This is a genomic window from Clostridium sp. (genome assembly GCF_050717535.1).
In the GTDB taxonomy this organism is placed as follows: Bacteria; Bacillota; Clostridia; order Clostridiales; family Clostridiaceae; genus Clostridium_AD.
The window spans coordinates 1-16,822 of sequence record NZ_JBOITM010000075.1 but is presented as its reverse complement, the minus strand read 5'-3'; the positions used below and the strand labels follow the sequence as shown (position 1 = coordinate 16,822).

The following is a 16,822-nucleotide window of genomic DNA, read 5'->3' as shown; positions in this document are numbered from 1 at the left end:
AATAGTAGAATAGTAGAATAGTAGAATAGTAGAATATTATAGTAGGAGGTAATTAAACATGTCTGATGTCAAAGATTTAGAAAAAAAATATGAATTAGCTTGGGACAAATATACCAAAAATGATTTAGAAAAAGTATTTGCACTATCGGATAATTACATAGATTTCATGTCAAAATGTAAAACTGAAAGAGAGTGTATAACTGAATTTGTTACTCTAGCTGAAAAAAATGGTTACAAAAACATTGATACTTATATAAAGGATGGTGCTAAATTAAAAGCTGGTGATAAAGTTTATTCAAACTGTATGGGAAAAACTTTAGCATTGTTTTTAATTGGAACAGAGCCTATCGAAAAGGGTTTTAAAATTTTAGGTGCTCATGTTGACTCACCAAGACTAGATTTAAAACAAAATCCATTATATGAGGATTCTGATTTAGCATTAGTTAAAACACATTACTATGGTGGAATTAAGAAATACCAATGGGTTACTATTCCTTTAGCTATCCATGGTGTTGTGGTTAAGAAAGATGGCACAATAGTAAATATAGTAATAGGAGAAGATGAAAAAGAACCAGTAGTTGGAATATCAGATCTTTTAATTCATTTATCTGCAGACCAAATGAAAAAGACTTTAGATAAAGGTATTGAAGGCGAAGATTTAAATGTGTTTATGGGAAGTATACCAGTAGAGGACAAGGATGCTAAAAACAGAGTCAAGTTAAATATATTAAGACTTTTAAATGATAAATATGGTATAGATGAAGAGGATTTTGTATCATCTGAACTTGAAGTAGTACCAGCAGGGAGAGCTAGAAACTATGGATTAGATAGCAGTATGATTATGGCTTATGGACATGATGATAGAGTTTGTGCTTACACTTCTTATGAAGCTTTGATGAACATAAAAGAAACTGATAAAACTTGTATTGTTTTACTTGTGGATAAAGAAGAAGTTGGAAGTATTGGAGCAACGGGAATGCAATCAAAATTCTTTGAAAACACTGTTGCTGAAGTTGTTAATTTAATGGGAGAATATAGTGATCTAAAAGTAAGAAGAGCATTAGCTAATTCAAAAATGCTATCTTCTGATGTTAGTGCTGCTTTTGATCCGAATTTCCCACTTGTTATGGAAAAACGTAATTCTGCATATTTCGGAAAAGGTATAGTTTTAAATAAGTATACTGGAGCTCGCGGAAAAGGCGGATGTAACGATGCAAACCCAGAATTTATTGCAGAGCTTAGAGGGATAATGGAAAAACATAAAATTTCATGGCAAACATCAGAGCTTGGAAAAGTGGATCAAGGCGGCGGTGGTACTATTGCTTATATATTAGCTGAGTATGGTATGCAAGTTATTGATTCAGGAGTTGCACTTCATAACATGCATGCACCATGGGAAGTAGCAAGTAAAGCAGATATATATGAAGCTTGTAGAGCTTATGAGGCATTCTTAATAGAAATCTAAGAAAGTATATATTACTACAACTGCACTCACTGCGCTGAGTAATTCTAAGCTGATTTTATGAAAGATACTAAAAAGTACAAACTCGCTGACGCTCAAACATGTACTTTTCTTAACGTATCTTCCATAAAATCATCTAAGAATTACTAACGCTTGTTCGAATGCAGTTTACGTAATATATACTTTCTTTTGCGTCTTAAAGGCGCAAAGTATATAGGGCACAAAATAAAAAGAGGGATGTGGTTAACATCCCTCTTTTGAATCTAATGCTTTTACAAAAATAGCTAGTTCATTATGACTTAGGAATACCGAACCAATAGAACCATGACTGGTATCAGAGGTTGTAATTCCATGAAAATCTGAACCTGCCGTAACAAATTTACTATATTCTTTAGCTTTTGCTTTTAGAAAAGCCTTTTGTTTTTTTGTGTTTATTGGATATACTGCTTCAATACCATCAAAATCAAAGTGTAACATTTCATCTATAGAAGAATGTTTAATTAGCACAGGGTGTGCAAGTACCACTAATGCATTAACCTTTTTTAACATTTCTATACCATCAGCTGTTGAAATTTTCTTGGTTTGTACATATGCAGGGCTATCATTGGAAAGTAAATTATCAAATATATATTTCCAATCATACCTATAACCAGCATTCATTATGGCTTTAGCTATATGAGGCCTAGCTATTACTCCTTTAGCATCTTCTAAAATTTTCTCGTAATCTAATTTTATATCAAAAAAAGTATCTAGATTTTCCACTATTTTCTCAGCTCTTGTCTTTCTATAGATTTCCATGTCTTTTAAGAAATTTTGAAAATCTCCATTTTTATATTTATCATCTTTAAAATAACCTAGAACATGAATGCTTTCTTTATTGTGAATAGTGGAGAGTTCTATACCCGGTACTACCCTTATATTTTCTCGTTCACCTTCCCTAATTCCTTCTTCAACATTTAAAGTAGTGTCATGATCTGTTATTGCAATAATATCTAAACCTCTTGAAGAAGCCGTATAAATTAATTCCTTAGGACTTAATTTTCCATCAGATGCATTTGTATGAAGATGGAAGTCTCCTTTATTGTACATATAATCACCTCGAATCTAAAGTTTACCGTAAATCACATTAAAATAAATAAAATAATTATGATAAATTATATATTTTTATTAACTCTATACCATTTTAACTAATAATGATGAACATTAAAAGGGGTTTTTGATAAATAATAATTATTATTTGTTACTTTATAAAAATTATAGTTGCTTTTTATAATTAAATTATTATTATAAAGAAATAATTGAGGAGAAATCATTGTAAAGTGACCTTATTTTAAGTAGCAGGATTTTCTGCGAATTATTTGATATAATAGGAGATAGTAAGGTGTGTTTCAGCCTAAATACTACTCCAAAGGGGTGGAAATCATAGATAATAATTTAATGAATGATAAAATCAATCTTATTATAGAAAATCATATTTTTCAGAATAACATAAATAATATAGAAAGCTTAGAAAAATCAAGAGAATTTTGTAAGCATAATATGCAGCATTTTTTAGATGTGGCTCGTATTATGTATATAATGAGTTTAGAAAATACTTTAGATTTACCCAAACATGTAATTTATGCAACTGCACTTTTGCATGATATAGGTCGCGCAAAAGAGTATGAGAATGGTACACCACACGACACTTCTAGCATAATTATAGCTAAAAACATACTGCAACAGTGTAGTTATAATACAGAGGAAACAAATAAGATTCTAGAGGCTATAGGTAACCATAGAAGCGATACTAAAAAACCAAATAGTTTAAGCCGTATATTATATGTGTGCGACAAGCTTTCAAGAAATTGTGCTAACTGCAAGGCTGCTGATAATTGCAAATGGCCAGTGGAGAAGAAAAATTTCAAGATAACGTACTAGAAGTTTGCCAGGAATTTATTTGAAAATTTAGAGCGGATAAAATCTAGATTCGATAAATTTTAATGCTTTAGAAAAAATATTTATTGATTATTATTGGAGGAATCTTATGAAAATAGGAAATAGTGATTTTGAAATAGGTAAAAGAACATACATAATGGGAATATTAAATGTTACCCCTGATTCCTTTTCTGATGGAGGAAGATTTAATGAGATGGAAGCAGCCATAGTGCAGGCAAAAAAAATGGTTGCTGATGGAGTTGATATTATCGATATTGGTGGGGAATCTACAAGACCAGGTCATGAGCCTGTAAGTGAAGAGGAAGAAATCAGAAGGGTAGTTCCTATTATAGAAGCGCTTTGTAGGGAAATAGATGTTCCTATTTCTGTGGATACATATAAAGGTGTGGTTGCAGAACTTGCAGTTAAGGCGGGAGCAGCTATGATTAATGATGTATGGGGGTTTAAGAAGGACGCATACATTGCTAAAGTTGCTGCTAAGTACAATGTGCCTTGTTGCTTAATGCACAATAGAGATAATAGAAAATATAATAATTTAATTCAAGATATGTTAGTGGATTTAGAAGAAAGCATCCAAATTGCATTAAAAGCAGGAGTTAAAAGTGAAAATATAATATTAGATCCAGGTATTGGTTTTGCAAAAAGTTACGAGGATAATTTAGAAACAATGAATAATCTAGAAAAGCTAAATGAATTAGGATATCCATTGCTTCTGGGAACATCAAGAAAATCTATGATAGGATTTGCAATGGATTTACCTGTAGGAGAAAGGCTTGAGGGTACATTGGCAACTACGGCTATAGGGATAATGAAGGGTTGCGAATTTATAAGGGTACATGATGTACTTGAAAATAAAAGAGTTTGCGCTATGACGGATGCTATATGTAGGACTTTTAAAAAATAGATAAGCCACAATACTTTAATATTTCAGAGGTTATAAAAATATTCATATTTATAAAAGAATATAGCGAGGAGACAATATTATGGACAAAATTTATATAAAAGATTTAGAAGTTTTTGCTCACCATGGTGTTTTTAAAGAGGAGAAAACCTTAGGACAGCGATTTTTAATTTCATTGGAACTTTTCCTAAGTTTAAGACAAGCAGGTGTTACTGATGATATATCTAAAACGGTTCATTATGGTGAACTTTGCCAACTGGTGGAGGAAGAGTTTGTGAAAGAAAGCTATGATTTAATAGAAAAGGCTACAGAAAAAATAGCTGAGTTTATACTTTTAAAATATGATTTAGTTGATAGAGTAAAAGTTAAAATCAAAAAACCTTGGGCACCTATTGGAAAACCACTTAAATATGCGGCAGTAGAGATTGATAGGAGGTGGCATACCAGCTATATTGGTATAGGTGGTAATATGGGTGATAAGGAGAAGAATATAAAAGGAGCACTAGAACATATAAATAAGTCACAGCATACCAAAATATCAAAAACCTCTAAATTTTATGAAACCAGGCCAGTAGGATATTTGGATCAAGATGACTTTTTAAATTGTGCTATTGAAGTAAAAACACTTTTAAGCCCATTAGAACTTGTAAGATTCCTTTTATCTATAGAGAAGGAATTTAATCGTGAGAGAGTCATAAGATGGGGGCCTAGAACTGTAGATTTGGATGTGCTATTATATGACGATATTATAAGTTCACTAGAAGAAATAATTATACCTCATCCAAGAATGCAGGAGCGAATGTTTGTTTTGGAGCCACTATGCGATATAGCTCCATATGCTATGCATCCAATACTAAACAAACCTATAATTCAAATCAAGGCATCTTTAAAAAATAACTAGTAAGTATGCTTATTGACTTTGCTACGTTAATTTTCAAAGATACCTAAAGGAAATAAAAGTGTATTATGCTTTTATTTCTTTTTTTATATTATCTGCAAAATCTTTAGCTAGCTCATGAATTCGTGGAACATTAAAAATTTCACCAGGATCATTAGCAATAGCCATTAAAGAAAAATATGGTGGCAATCTAAAACCTTTATTTACATTTAAGGCTCCAATTAATTGTTTGCTAATAGAATCACTTCCAGAACTACCTGATACTACCACTGCAAAGATATTCTTATCGTAAAAAACTATTTTCCGATATAGTACTGTAAGTCTATTTATTACAGCAGTCAAATTTGAAGCTATTGCATCATTATAGTTAGGACATAGCCATATTATTGCATCAGATTTCTCAATTGAGGGAAGGACATCATCTACCATGACTCCTCCATAAAAACATTTGTTTTGAGTGCCGTAATGAGTACATAATTTATAAGAGCAACCTTTACAGTCTAAAACATCTCCATTTTCTATCTGGAGTTCTTTAATATCACAAAGTGAGAGGCATTTTGAGGCCATATGCCATAAATCCAAAGTATTAGAAGTTTTATGTGGACTTGAGTAAAGCACTAATATTTTAGGATTATTTATAGTAACTGGGTTATATTCTAATAATCGGTTCTTTAACCTAGTGCACATGATTAAACAAATTTCTTCTAATGGTAAATTTAAATTCTTTTGCCTGGTGAGAAAATTTCTAAGTGAAGAAGTAGCTTCTACTACACTATGACCTATGAATGAGCAACCTAAATTATTTGCAAGATATATAATGTCTTGACTGGTACGTTTAGTACCATGTTCCGTACTACTATGAACAAGCACAGCAGCAGTAGAACCTAAAAGGCATTTATTACCTTTTTCATATAGCTTTGAAAAGAATTGGAGCATTGCAATATCACAATTTATATCTGTGCTTTCAGATGCAAAGAATATTTTTTTGTTTTGAAGATTAGGAATATTATTGCAATCTTCTACTAAGGTATAATTTATGTAATGAGTAACCTTTTCTATCATATCTGAAAGCATGGTAGAGATATTTTTACTTGGTGCAATTACAAATATATCCATCATAAAACCCCTTTTTCATGTTCTTCTTAAATAGTTAAATAAATCAATTAATTTAATAATCAAATAATTTATTAGATTAGATAAATTCACTAAGAAGTTTATAGGTTGAATTTAGCTTGCGGAGTAGTGTTTCATTTAGCTGGGTTGTTTCAAGCTCCAAGCCAGAAGGAAGAAGTCTATTTCTAGAGCCCATAAAAGTACCACCAATAAATGTAGCACTATAATGCCACTTAGAATTAATAGTGGCAAGTATTGACAAGCTGCCAGAAGAAAGAGCTGGAGCAATATAGGGTTTAAATCCTGTTGACCTAACTTCTAGGTTAGCGGTGACAGTGCTATGAGTTAAAGCATCTGAAAGCAATTCATTATAATTTTCAATGCTGTCTGCTATAATAAGGCCTTCTCCATGTGGTCCAAAAGCTCTACCTTCATGTATATAATGTTTTGTGGCATCTTCCTGCAATGCATAATAACAGGCTCTAGCATTCATAACACCTAGTCCATAGCCTCTAATTTGTTCTGGGGCAAGGCCTTTAAAGTCCATATTACCGTCATTATCTTTATTACTTTCAATAAAGGCTGCTTTGCAAAGCAAATCCACTGGATCTGATACTACAGCAAATATGCCTTTAAAGTTTTTCTGCCTAGCAAGACAAGCATAGTGTTCAATTATTTTAGCATTGCCTTTAAACTGTACTAATCGAACATCTGTAGATTCACTGCCAACTGGTGGCACTCCCACAGATACGCAAAATACAAACATATCACAGTCAAAGACATCCTCCTCTTTTAAAGAGAGTATATTTATAGAACTTTCACTCATGTCAGGTGATAAGATTTGACTAAGTTCGTATTTGTAACGCTTATTGCGATTAATATCTCTATCATAAAGTCCTAAGCATTGAATTTTTTCAACACCTAAAAGTTTTAAACCTGTAAGCAAAGTACCGCCAACATCCCCAAGTCCTATGACGTTTATTCTCCATTTATTAGGCTCAATATAGGTTAAGACTTCTTGCCAATTAGGATACTCAGTATTTAAAGAGGTAACTCTATTACTATCAATAGCTTGTTTTAACCACTGTGGTATGTTGATAGTAGAGTAGGTAGGTTCAACAAGCAGGTCTAAGTTTTCTTTTTTTAAAAATAGAAAGTTTTCATGTGAAACAGAGAAACTTCTTCGGGAACGTCCTGGGGCAAGTTTATTAAGAGCAAAAATCATTCCCGTATATTTTTCTGCACTACTTTCAGATATAACTTCTAGACTAGAATACTTTTTATTAGATATTAATAGTTTTTCATGGGAGATATAGTAAAACATTTTAAAACACCTCTTTATAATTATTTACAGGATAATTTAATATTTTATAATAGATTGGTTAATCTACGTAATTGTTGTAAATCGTTTTCTAGATAGTGGGAGGGAGATATATTTAAATCATAATGCATATCGTGTCCAATATCAGGGCAACGAGGGATTGTGAACACTTCACCCAGAGAAGCCAAAGTCAAATTACGAGTATATAAAATATGGTATTCATATTCTAAAATTCTTAAAAGTTCTATTGAATTTTCAATACACACTTTTGATAATTCATATATTTCCTTTGCGGGTGCATTTTTTATAAAAACAGGATAAGTATAAGGAAGTATCAAATTAATGGAAGGTAGCAAATTTCTGTTAGGATAAAAACCTCTCCAAAGCGCATCTCCACCAATGAAGGGATATAGTGTATTCTCATTAAACCAAATTTTAAGCTTAGGTATAAAGTAAACACTATCAACATCCCGATTTTGCATATCCATAAGGTCTTTTCCACGTCCAGATAGAATTCCAGCAATTATTTTTTTAACATTGATGGATTCATTTTTTAAAAGTGGATCTAAAGCTTTCATCCTATAACCTTTATTAAGAATATTGTCAACTAGTATTACAGGTCTATTAAAGGACTTTATCATTTTAATTTGATGCTGAAGGTTTAAGTAATAGGGGAATTCACCAATATGAAATTCCTTAATATCTGGGCTAAAGAACTTCTCAGTATGCAGTGATTTTGTAACTGTATTAGGAACTATATATCCATCGAGGATATCCCCATAAGGTACGCACATGGCATCCCCATTTTGTTTATTGTGACTTACTTTAATTGGAACATTATTTTCATTGCAAACCTTTTTTATCATTTGTTGATGAAGTACATCACTATCAAAGGATAATATTAATTCACCAGGATACAAATTGGAAAGTGCTGCTTGCAAATTCTTTCGTGTACTACTAATAACTTGCTTTACTCTTGGGATGCTTCTGAAGGGTTCTTTAAGAATATTTTCTAAATCTAGGTTTAGTACACAAGGATTATTCATATCTACAACAAGGACCGTTAAGCTAGGATCAGTAGTATCAACCTTTGTGAAACCATGTAAATATAGAAGCTCAATTAATGAAGGAGCATATAATTCTTGCAAAATTGGTTTGAAAATTGCATATTCGTAGTCTTTAGATATGGCATAAGCTAAAGATTCCGTAATAAGTATTTGCTCAAGTAGTTTATTCTTTTCTTTATTGTTTATATACATTAAATCGATAAGGATAATTCTACCAGACGCATTTTCACGAACATATTTGGATAATTTATCATCATATAATTCACTGTATAAAATATTGGAACGAACCCAGTGCATTGATGCAAAACCGAGTATTTCATGAGTTTGTATATCTTTAATTATTACAAGTTTTGGAGCAGTTTTTTTTGAGAGATCAGTTAAAATTTGGGAAACTAGCCCTTTTTCATTACAGGAATTAGAGAGCTTTTTTATGAAAACTTCAGTAAATTCCTCCGCAAACTCAATATCTATATGCGGATAGCCCAGTGATAATTTATCTAGAGGTTCTCTTTGATAAAAACCATTCTCATAGATATACTGCTGAACTAGCGGATCAATTAAACTGGAAATATCACGATTATCATCAATATAATGTCTTATTTGACTAGAACTAATGCTAGCATAAGTAGAAGGAAGATTTATAAATTTAATTTCTCCAAGAATTTTTTTAGTAGCTTCGTTTAATAGCTTGTTTTTTCCACGTTCAAAAATTATATGTGGGAAATTGTGTATAGAATTTTCAGTTATAGGCTTTTTATAGCAAGTAGCATTTAATATAACATCGCTGCCAGAAGCGAAATAAACTTGGGATTCCTTAAAGTTTTCTTTTAATTGTTTCAAATCTTTTTCGTTAGAAATATTTGTAGGAAAATTTTCCGGATAAATAAAAATATTTAATTCATCTGCTATTGACATACTTATCAAATTTTTACGTAGTAAGTTTGGAAGGGTCTTCTTTGACCAAGAAAACTCATCCACAGATAAATATACTTCAAAACCCATATTTCTAATAGATTTTGCGATATTTTTATGACTAAGTGAAAAAGGATCAAAGGTGCCTGGAAAAAATGCTGTTTTTTCAGGGATAGGTATATCAATTTCGCCTACAAAAAAATTATAGTCTGATATGAATCTATATATGTGATTAAGTGCTGCAGAATTTGTAAGAAAAAGTAATTGTTCTGTATTATCCTCTGTAATTAGAGTAAGAATCTTTTTTGATGCTAATTTAAATATAACAATTTTCTCTTCTAGTGATAGAGTCTTAGAGCCAAAAACATCTTTTCCAAAGGTACTTACGGCTGACTGCTTGACTTTTATTTTGTAATCGCCAAGTCCGTTTAGCAGTATGCCAAGTATATTCAATAGGCGACTATCATAGTCTTCAGATTTTTCAATAAATCTAATTTTATACTTTGGATAGTTAGCTAGAAAAATACCTAGGGTCTTAAGAATAAGAGGCTTTACATTCTCATTAGCTATCTTTATCTTAACCTTCAAATCATCAATAATTTCATTTAACTCCATAGGTTGTAGCCAAAGAAATATTTCACCTAAATAGGGAGGAATATATTCAGTAAATCTATGGCCTTCTATTTCTAGTGCACGAAGAAGTTCCACTGAAATTTCATTTCTCTCAGGTAGTGTTAAATAAGGCATAATTTTAAGTATGGCCATGCCGGCTCTATTTCTAACACTATCTACAGCACTTACTTTAAGCAAATTACAAAAGTGAATGGCTGTATGCAAACTAGTGCTGGGAGCTTTATTTATAGTGTAATTTAACAATAAATCGATTTGGTTTTTCTTTTTTATCCAATCAGTTGCGGTTTTTAAATTACTTAAGAAGATATCAGGTATCTTTACATAATCTTTTTCACAATAACTTTGAAAAACAGGAATATATGTTTTCATATTAAGTAGAGTGAAAATTCTAAGTCTAAGCAAATTTTCTGCAGGAAGTTTACTTTTATTACAGCAACTAGCAAAATGAACTGATAAACTATCTTTGAAATAATTCTCTTTTGGTAGCTTAATTAATAGGTCATTTATAACTTCTAAGGCAGAGAGTCTTAAAATGCTACTCCGTTTGATTGTCATTGAAATAATATAATTAAACAATATATTAAGACTATCTTCAAATGGATCCATAGGAATATATTTTGCAGTTTCTAATAAAAATAATTGAGTTTCTGTATTACTAAAGCATGATATGTCATAATATTTAAGAATAATGTTTCTGTAGTGAATAAGCATACTTTTTCTACAATTTTTAAATAGTGCGTTAACCATAATTTTAGTGCTATAACCCATCCAAGTTCTATGGTCTGGAATGATTTTGTGACTTGGGTAGAGCAGCCCATTCAAATAATCCTCAAATAAATCTGAACTAGATACGAGGGGACCTTCTATATTTACATTTTTAGGAATTTCCTTGCTGTAATCTTCGTCAAAGATAGCTAAAAGCAATCCAATGAGCTGAGCACAAAGACGTCTTATATCATCTTCAGAATGAGTTAGATTATCGTAGAGAAATTTAATAGTCTGAAGTTTTTGTTTCTGAGTTAAATAGGTATAATACTCCTCAAATACCATTATATATTGTCTTAAATTTTTCCAATTTTTTTCGCTTCTAGCTTGCTCTAGTATTTCATCTAATGAAAACTCATCACGCAAGGTATACATTAAGTTTATATTATGATTAATAGAAAGATATTTAAGATTTTGAACTATATCATTTCCTTGCATCAAAGAATAAATTGGTGTCTCTTGAATTCCTGGAGTTTCTTTTTCGTCCGAGGAGGTGTTAATGCCAATACTAATTAAATAATCTTCAAAATCTTTTAATTTAGCATAAACTCTCCTGTATCTTTTTTCTTTTTTTTCATCAACATTCTCTAATTTATGGAGTATAACTTTAAAGGAGGTAGCTAAGGAAAATATGTTCATGGTAGAGCCAGCGCTTGTTTCAAGGTTTTTAACTCTAAAGTCAGAATAAATTAATATTAATGATTCCAGTGAAAGGTTTTCAAGCTCTAAATCCCAGGTAGAATGGTTTATGGCAATATTTCTAATGTAATTTATGCCATGTTTTTTAAACCACTGATCTGTATAATAATAATGTAAATGAGGAACTCTTTTAAGTTCTTCACCTATGCAACCATATTTTCCAATATCATGTCCAGCAGCAGCGCCTGAAACTCTGCCCAAATCTATTTTAACATCCTTCAGCTTGAGCTGCCTTGCGATATGTAATGAAAGGTAATGAACTCCACAAATGTGATCTAGGGTATTATATTTAAACACTTCACCATTTAATTTCATCATTTCATAGATATAATCTTTTTTAAAAGCTTTAATGAATTTTATGTATTCATCGTTATTTTCTAAGTTTTCTATTTCTTCTTGGGACAAAAAATTCATGGCGTAGTTACTTTGCCAGGTGTTATCCTCAGAGCCCTTTTGAACATTGCATACAACTCGAAGAACAGTTAGATATAGTTCACAGGCTGTATCCAGAGTAGAATAAAGTGGTAGGGTTACAGCCTCTGGAAAGGACTTGTTTAATGCATAATTATATAAGTAATGAAGTGTTTTTTCCGGTAATATATCTTTACATAACTGGCTCATAACATGTTCACAAATTAAAAGCGTACGGTTACATGTGAAGTCCATGTTTTCTATCATAGTTATTAAATTTTCTAAATAGCAGGAACTGGATAAAAAATCTTCAATTGTAATTTTTGGAATACCAAGATTTTTTAAAAATTTAGGGCTTAATAATTTTTTAGATATTTTTTGATTAACTTCTTTAAAATCTAAAACCTGCATATATATCCTCCTAGTGGGTATTTTTCTTCTTGCCAATGTCAAACGGTGGTGTATTGAGTTTTGATATATCTCCTTGTTCCTATGTGCATGATAATTATGGCTACTATACAGATTGTTATTTATTTCCATGTATCTTATCTATATTTTAAATTATATACTTTAAATTTGATTATTTATAGGGGATACTGTAATTTTTTTAGAAAAAAACAAATACCTTATTTAGGTATAAGGTATTTGCATAGGCCATAAAGATTATAGGCTTTGTACATTTTACTTGTGTCAATGTAATCCATGTTGTAGCCACCGTCCCAAGGATATATGGATATGAGATCTTGGTTATAGATATTTATAACATATTTATTTTCACTAAAGGTTAAAAATATCTTATAAATTGGTTTAATTGGAAGATTAGCTGGTTTTTCTATGAAGCTATCTTTATTTAATGAATTAAAAAATTTAGTGAAGGTGGCTATATCATCTTTAGAAAAATCTTTTTTTCTGTAAAAATTCATGTATAGTGCATAAAGGCTTGTTGGCTTTTCTAGAGATAAATCTTTCATTAATAAATTAGTGTAGTAATAATTATTTGGCTTACTTTTCGTAAAAACATTTTTATGCAATTTATAATTACAGCCAAAGAGGCTTAAACAAAAAAACATACAGCCTACTATGAGAATATATTTCTTTCTATTAATATTCAAATAATCACATCCTTTTAGTCCTTAGTCCTTGTAAATAAAATATGTTAAATAATAATATTTTATTACACAATGTAGTTATATTGACATATTTTTAATGATAAACGTTATTTGGACTAAATTAATAGGATGATAAATCTGGATATTTAATCAGGATTTTTTTTACTTTAAGAATATTTTTTAGCTTAATAGTTCAGAATAGGAAAGTACCTATAGATAGAAGCATGACTAGCAAGATAATTAATAATTGTTTTATAGTGAATGGAATTAAAAGGAGGAAATATGAAAGTTGGTGTTCCAAAAGGCTTGTTGTATTATAAATACTACCCTTTTATAGAGAGGTTTTTAATTGAATTAGATGTTGAAGTAATTACATCTAGAGATACAAATAAAAACATTATAAATGCAGGGGTTAAATACTGCGTAGACGAGGCCTGTTTACCTATAAAGATATTTCATGGACACGTAATAGACATAAAAGATAAATGTGGTTTATTAATAATACCTAGAATTATGAGGGTTCACTGCCATGAATTTATTTGTCCAAAATTTTGTGGGCTTCCAGAAATGATAATAAATAGCATACCCAATATGCCAAAGGTAATGATAGAACCCATATATGCTACCAGTGAGAATGAATTATATAATTGGTGTAAAAAACTTGGGGAAATGATTACTAAAGATAAGAGAAAGATAAAAGGCGCATTTACCAAAGCTTTAGAAGAACAGAGAAACTTCAAATTTGGTATTAAAGATGAAGGCTATAATAAAAATATTGCTCTAGTTGGTCATCCGTATAATATTTATGACACTTTCATCAATATGAATGTAGTTAAAAAATTAAACAAACTGGGAGTTGGGGTTATAACAGAAGAATATATGGAGGAAGATCAAATTAACTTAGAAGTAGGTAATCTCTTTAAAAGACCATTTTGGACTTTTGCTAGAAATTCCTATGGATTTACTACTGCTATAGCAAAAAATAATGAAATCGATGGAGCAATATATATATCATCTTTTGCCTGCGGGATAGACTCTGTGGTCTTAGAACTTATTAAAGAAAAAATTGGGGATTTTCCTCTACTCGTTTTGAAAGTTGATGAACATACTGGTGAAGGTGGTTTAGATACAAGGATTGAGGCTTTTACTGATATGATCGAAAGGAAAAATAATAATGAAGATAACATTTCCACATTTAGGGAACACACATCTTGCAGCTAAAGCACTATTTAATGGACTTGGAATAGAATGTATAATTCCACCATTTAGTAGTAATGAGACACTAGAACTAGGTTCAAAGTTTTCTCCAGAAGAGATGTGTCTGCCTTATAAAATTATGATAGGTAATTATTTACAAAGCATAGAAATGGGGGCAGATACTATAATTATTCCTGGAAGTTGTGGCCCTTGTAGATTCGGTGAGTACTGTGAATTACAAATTAATGCACTAAAGAAAATAGGACACGATTTGACTTTTATTGTAGTTGATAATCCTTTCGATATAGGCAAAAAAGAATTATTAAATCGTCTATCTAAGATTTCTGATAATACTACAAAAGGCAAAATTCAAAAAATCAAAGCACTAAAGCTATCTTATAATGTAATTGAACTAATAGAGAAAATTGAAGCGCAGGCACATTATTTAACAGGATTTGAAGTTGAAAAAGGACAATTCAAGAGAATTTTGAAAGAATGCAAGCTTAATGCTGCAAAGGCAATTACACCATTACAAATGTTGGATAGTCTAAAAGAATACAAGCAAAAGATTAAAGAAGTTCCTATTAATAAACATAAGTCTCCAGTAAAAATTGCAATTATAGGTGAAATATATACCATAATTGAACCTTTTTCTAATTTTTACATAGAAGATAAGCTTATGGATTACGGTGTATCAACTAAAAGGATGCTTACTCCTAGTTGGTGGATTAAAGATGCTATACTTAGTCCACTTAAGCTTAATTCCATTGGAATAAGAATGGCTTCTAGAGAATATCTTCCGCATTATATTGGTGGGCACGGAAGAGAATGTATAGGAGAGGTGCTACTTGCGCAAAAAGATAATTTTGATGGGGCAATTCAAATTTTCCCAATGGGATGTATGCCAGAAATTGTATCAAAAGCTATTTTACCTGCTATTTCCAATGATAAAGATTTTCCCATAATGACTTTAATAGTAGATGAAATGACTGGAGAGGCTGGATATATTACTAGAATAGAAGCATTTGTAGATATGCTAGAAAGGAAGAAAAACAATGTATTATATGGGAGTTGATGTAGGATCTGTAAGTACTAACATTGTACTATTAGATAATACTTTAAAGGTTATTGAAAAATTATATTTAAGAACAAAAGGCAAACCAATAAAGGCTATCCAAATTGGACTTAAAATTTTAGGTGAGCAATATGGTAGTCAACAAATAATTTCAGTAGGAACTACTGGTAGTGGAAGGCAGATAGCTTCTTTTTTAATAGGTGCTGATATAGTAAAAAATGAAATCACAGCTCATGCAGTAGCAGCGCTTCAACTTGATAAAGATGTGTGTACAATATTAGAAATTGGAGGGCAAGATTCAAAGATAATCTTACTTAAAAATGGAATAGTTACAGATTTTGCAATGAATACGGTATGCGCTGCGGGTACGGGATCATTTTTGGATAGGCAGGCAGAAAGACTAGGGATACCTATTGAAAAATTCGGGGAGTATGCCTTAAGGTCAAAATCGCCCGTAAGAATAGCTGGAAGATGTGCTGTTTTTGCGGAGTCTGACATGATACATAAGCAACAGCTTGGATATAAGGAAGAAGATATAATAGGTGGCCTTTGTGAAGCTATGGTAAGAAATTATCTTAGTAATGTAGGGAAAGGAAAAGAAATTCGAGCAAAAGTATTTTTTCAAGGCGGGGTTGCAGCAAATAAGGGGATAAAAGCAGCTTTTGAAAGTGCACTAGGCACTGAAATCTACGTTCCAGAGCACCATGATGTAATGGGAGCTATAGGGGCTGCAATACTTGGGAAGGAAGAATTTATGAAAAATGGAAAAACTAATTTTAAAGGTTTTGAAGTGGCAAATAATAATTTTGTACCTAGAAGTATTGAGTGTAAAGATTGTGGTAATAATTGCGAAGTAATTGCAATAAAAGATGGAGAGAAAATTGTAGGTTGCTTTGGAGATAGGTGTGGCAAATGGAGCAATAAGATGGTTATATAGTTTTTTAAGCCATAATAAATATTCCTTTTATTAAAGTTATTCCCATAAAATTTTTTAAAAATATAAAAAACAATAAAAAAATATTCACCTTTATTTGTTTAGATATAGTGAAAATTAACATTTTATGTTGCAAATATACAAAAAATGTATTATCATTAAGCTTGTGGGTTTTATGAAAAGGGTGATAATTATGAACGAACAAATGGAGTTAGTTAGAAATAAACTAGAAGTATTAATAGCATGTGCTGGAAGTCTTATTGATAACTGAACCATGCACACTCGTGATTTCAATCGTGAGTTAGTGGTTCTTTTATGCTAGTAAAAACATTTTTATAATTTGCAAATAGAATATATGTTCTCATACGAGGGCATAATAATAGTATG

At 31.0% G+C, this 16,822-nt stretch carries 12 protein-coding genes; 7 read left to right on the top strand and 5 right to left on the bottom strand.

The features are described from left to right. Positions 1–58 precede the first annotated feature (58 nt). The gene (locus ACREVU_RS14160) at positions 59–1,465 is read left to right on the top strand and encodes an aminopeptidase (RefSeq protein WP_431552253.1); all 1,407 of its coding nucleotides are present in this window, start codon (positions 59–61) and stop codon (positions 1,463–1,465) included. A 240-nt stretch (positions 1,466–1,705) separates the two neighbouring features. Here the strand turns inward: ACREVU_RS14160 and ACREVU_RS14155 are convergent, their stop codons facing one another. Next, positions 1,706–2,551, bottom strand: coding sequence for a PHP domain-containing protein (locus ACREVU_RS14155; RefSeq protein ID WP_431552252.1), 846 nt, complete (start codon positions 2,549–2,551; stop codon positions 1,706–1,708). A gap of 324 nt (positions 2,552–2,875) precedes the next feature. On the opposite strand from ACREVU_RS14155, the gene ACREVU_RS14150 reads away from it, so the two are divergent. The 3 genes from ACREVU_RS14150 to folK all read left to right on the top strand — a co-directional run bounded on the left by ACREVU_RS14150 (position 2,876) and on the right by folK (position 5,202). Continuing rightward, positions 2,876–3,382: an HD domain-containing protein gene (locus tag ACREVU_RS14150; RefSeq protein ID WP_431552251.1), complete on the top strand. Its 507-nt coding sequence runs from the start codon at positions 2,876–2,878 to the stop codon at positions 3,380–3,382. 106 nt (positions 3,383–3,488) lie between these two features. Next, positions 3,489–4,304: a dihydropteroate synthase gene (gene folP, locus ACREVU_RS14145; protein WP_431552250.1), complete on the top strand. Its 816-nt coding sequence runs from the start codon at positions 3,489–3,491 to the stop codon at positions 4,302–4,304. 79 nt (positions 4,305–4,383) lie between these two features. Further along, positions 4,384–5,202 carry a 2-amino-4-hydroxy-6-hydroxymethyldihydropteridine diphosphokinase gene (gene folK / locus ACREVU_RS14140; RefSeq protein ID WP_431552249.1) on the top strand — a complete coding sequence of 273 codons (819 nt, stop codon included), beginning with the start codon at positions 4,384–4,386 and terminating at the stop codon, positions 5,200–5,202. Between the two features lie 63 nt (positions 5,203–5,265). On the opposite strand, the gene ACREVU_RS14135 is transcribed toward folK, so the two are convergent. The 4 genes from ACREVU_RS14135 to ACREVU_RS14120 form a co-directional block, all read right to left on the bottom strand. Then, positions 5,266–6,318 carry a flavodoxin family protein gene (locus ACREVU_RS14135; RefSeq protein WP_431552248.1) on the bottom strand — a complete coding sequence of 351 codons (1,053 nt, stop codon included), beginning with the start codon at positions 6,316–6,318 and terminating at the stop codon, positions 5,266–5,268. 73 nt (positions 6,319–6,391) lie between these two features. Continuing rightward, on the bottom strand, positions 6,392–7,636 hold the full coding sequence (locus ACREVU_RS14130) for a lactate/malate family dehydrogenase (protein ID WP_431552247.1): 1,245 nt from the start codon (positions 7,634–7,636) through the stop codon (positions 6,392–6,394). Between the two features lie 44 nt (positions 7,637–7,680). After that, a complete protein-coding gene (locus ACREVU_RS14125; protein WP_431552246.1) occupies positions 7,681–12,531 on the bottom strand; it encodes a cytidyltransferase in 4,851 nt (1,616 codons plus the stop codon). A gap of 215 nt (positions 12,532–12,746) precedes the next feature. Continuing rightward, a complete protein-coding gene (locus ACREVU_RS14120) occupies positions 12,747–13,190 on the bottom strand; it encodes a DUF4883 family protein (RefSeq protein WP_431552317.1) in 444 nt (147 codons plus the stop codon). A gap of 321 nt (positions 13,191–13,511) precedes the next feature. Between ACREVU_RS14120 and ACREVU_RS14115 the strand changes: the two genes are divergently transcribed. The 3 genes from ACREVU_RS14115 to ACREVU_RS14105 are packed head-to-tail and all read left to right on the top strand — an operon-like array spanning position 13,512 to position 16,438. Continuing rightward, entirely contained in the window at positions 13,512–14,450 is a 939-nt protein-coding gene (locus tag ACREVU_RS14115) for an acyl-CoA dehydratase activase-related protein (RefSeq protein ID WP_431552245.1), read from the top strand. Next, complete coding sequence (locus tag ACREVU_RS14110) at positions 14,404–15,501, top strand: acyl-CoA dehydratase activase-related protein (RefSeq protein WP_431552244.1); 1,098 nt, start codon at positions 14,404–14,406, stop codon at positions 15,499–15,501. Before ACREVU_RS14115 ends, ACREVU_RS14110 begins: the two co-directional genes overlap by 47 nt. Then, positions 15,482–16,438, top strand: a complete 957-nt coding sequence (locus tag ACREVU_RS14105) for an acyl-CoA dehydratase activase (protein ID WP_431552243.1) — start codon at positions 15,482–15,484, stop codon at positions 16,436–16,438. The genes ACREVU_RS14110 and ACREVU_RS14105 overlap by 20 nt, the downstream gene beginning before the upstream one ends. Positions 16,439–16,822 lie beyond the last annotated feature (384 nt).

Excerpts from the sequence above, each read along its gene's own strand:
- ACREVU_RS14125 (WP_431552246.1), bottom strand. The coding sequence starts at position 12,531 with ATGCAGGTTTTAGATTTTAAAGAAGTTAATCAAAAAATATCTAAAAAA.
- ACREVU_RS14130 (WP_431552247.1), bottom strand. The coding sequence starts at position 7,636 with ATGTTTTACTATATCTCCCATGAAAAACTATTAATATCTAATAAAAAG.
- ACREVU_RS14155 (WP_431552252.1), bottom strand. The coding sequence starts at position 2,551 with ATGTACAATAAAGGAGACTTCCATCTTCATACAAATGCATCTGATGGA.
- ACREVU_RS14135 (WP_431552248.1), bottom strand. The coding sequence starts at position 6,318 with ATGATGGATATATTTGTAATTGCACCAAGTAAAAATATCTCTACCATG.
- folK (WP_431552249.1), top strand. The coding sequence starts at position 4,384 with ATGGACAAAATTTATATAAAAGATTTAGAAGTTTTTGCTCACCATGGT.
- ACREVU_RS14105 (WP_431552243.1), top strand. The coding sequence starts at position 15,482 with ATGTATTATATGGGAGTTGATGTAGGATCTGTAAGTACTAACATTGTA.
- ACREVU_RS14120 (WP_431552317.1), bottom strand. The coding sequence starts at position 13,190 with ATGTTTTTTTGTTTAAGCCTCTTTGGCTGTAATTATAAATTGCATAAA.
- ACREVU_RS14160 (WP_431552253.1), top strand. The coding sequence starts at position 59 with ATGTCTGATGTCAAAGATTTAGAAAAAAAATATGAATTAGCTTGGGAC.
- folP (WP_431552250.1), top strand. The coding sequence starts at position 3,489 with ATGAAAATAGGAAATAGTGATTTTGAAATAGGTAAAAGAACATACATA.
- ACREVU_RS14115 (WP_431552245.1), top strand. The coding sequence starts at position 13,512 with ATGAAAGTTGGTGTTCCAAAAGGCTTGTTGTATTATAAATACTACCCT.
- ACREVU_RS14110 (WP_431552244.1), top strand. The coding sequence starts at position 14,404 with ATGAAGATAACATTTCCACATTTAGGGAACACACATCTTGCAGCTAAA.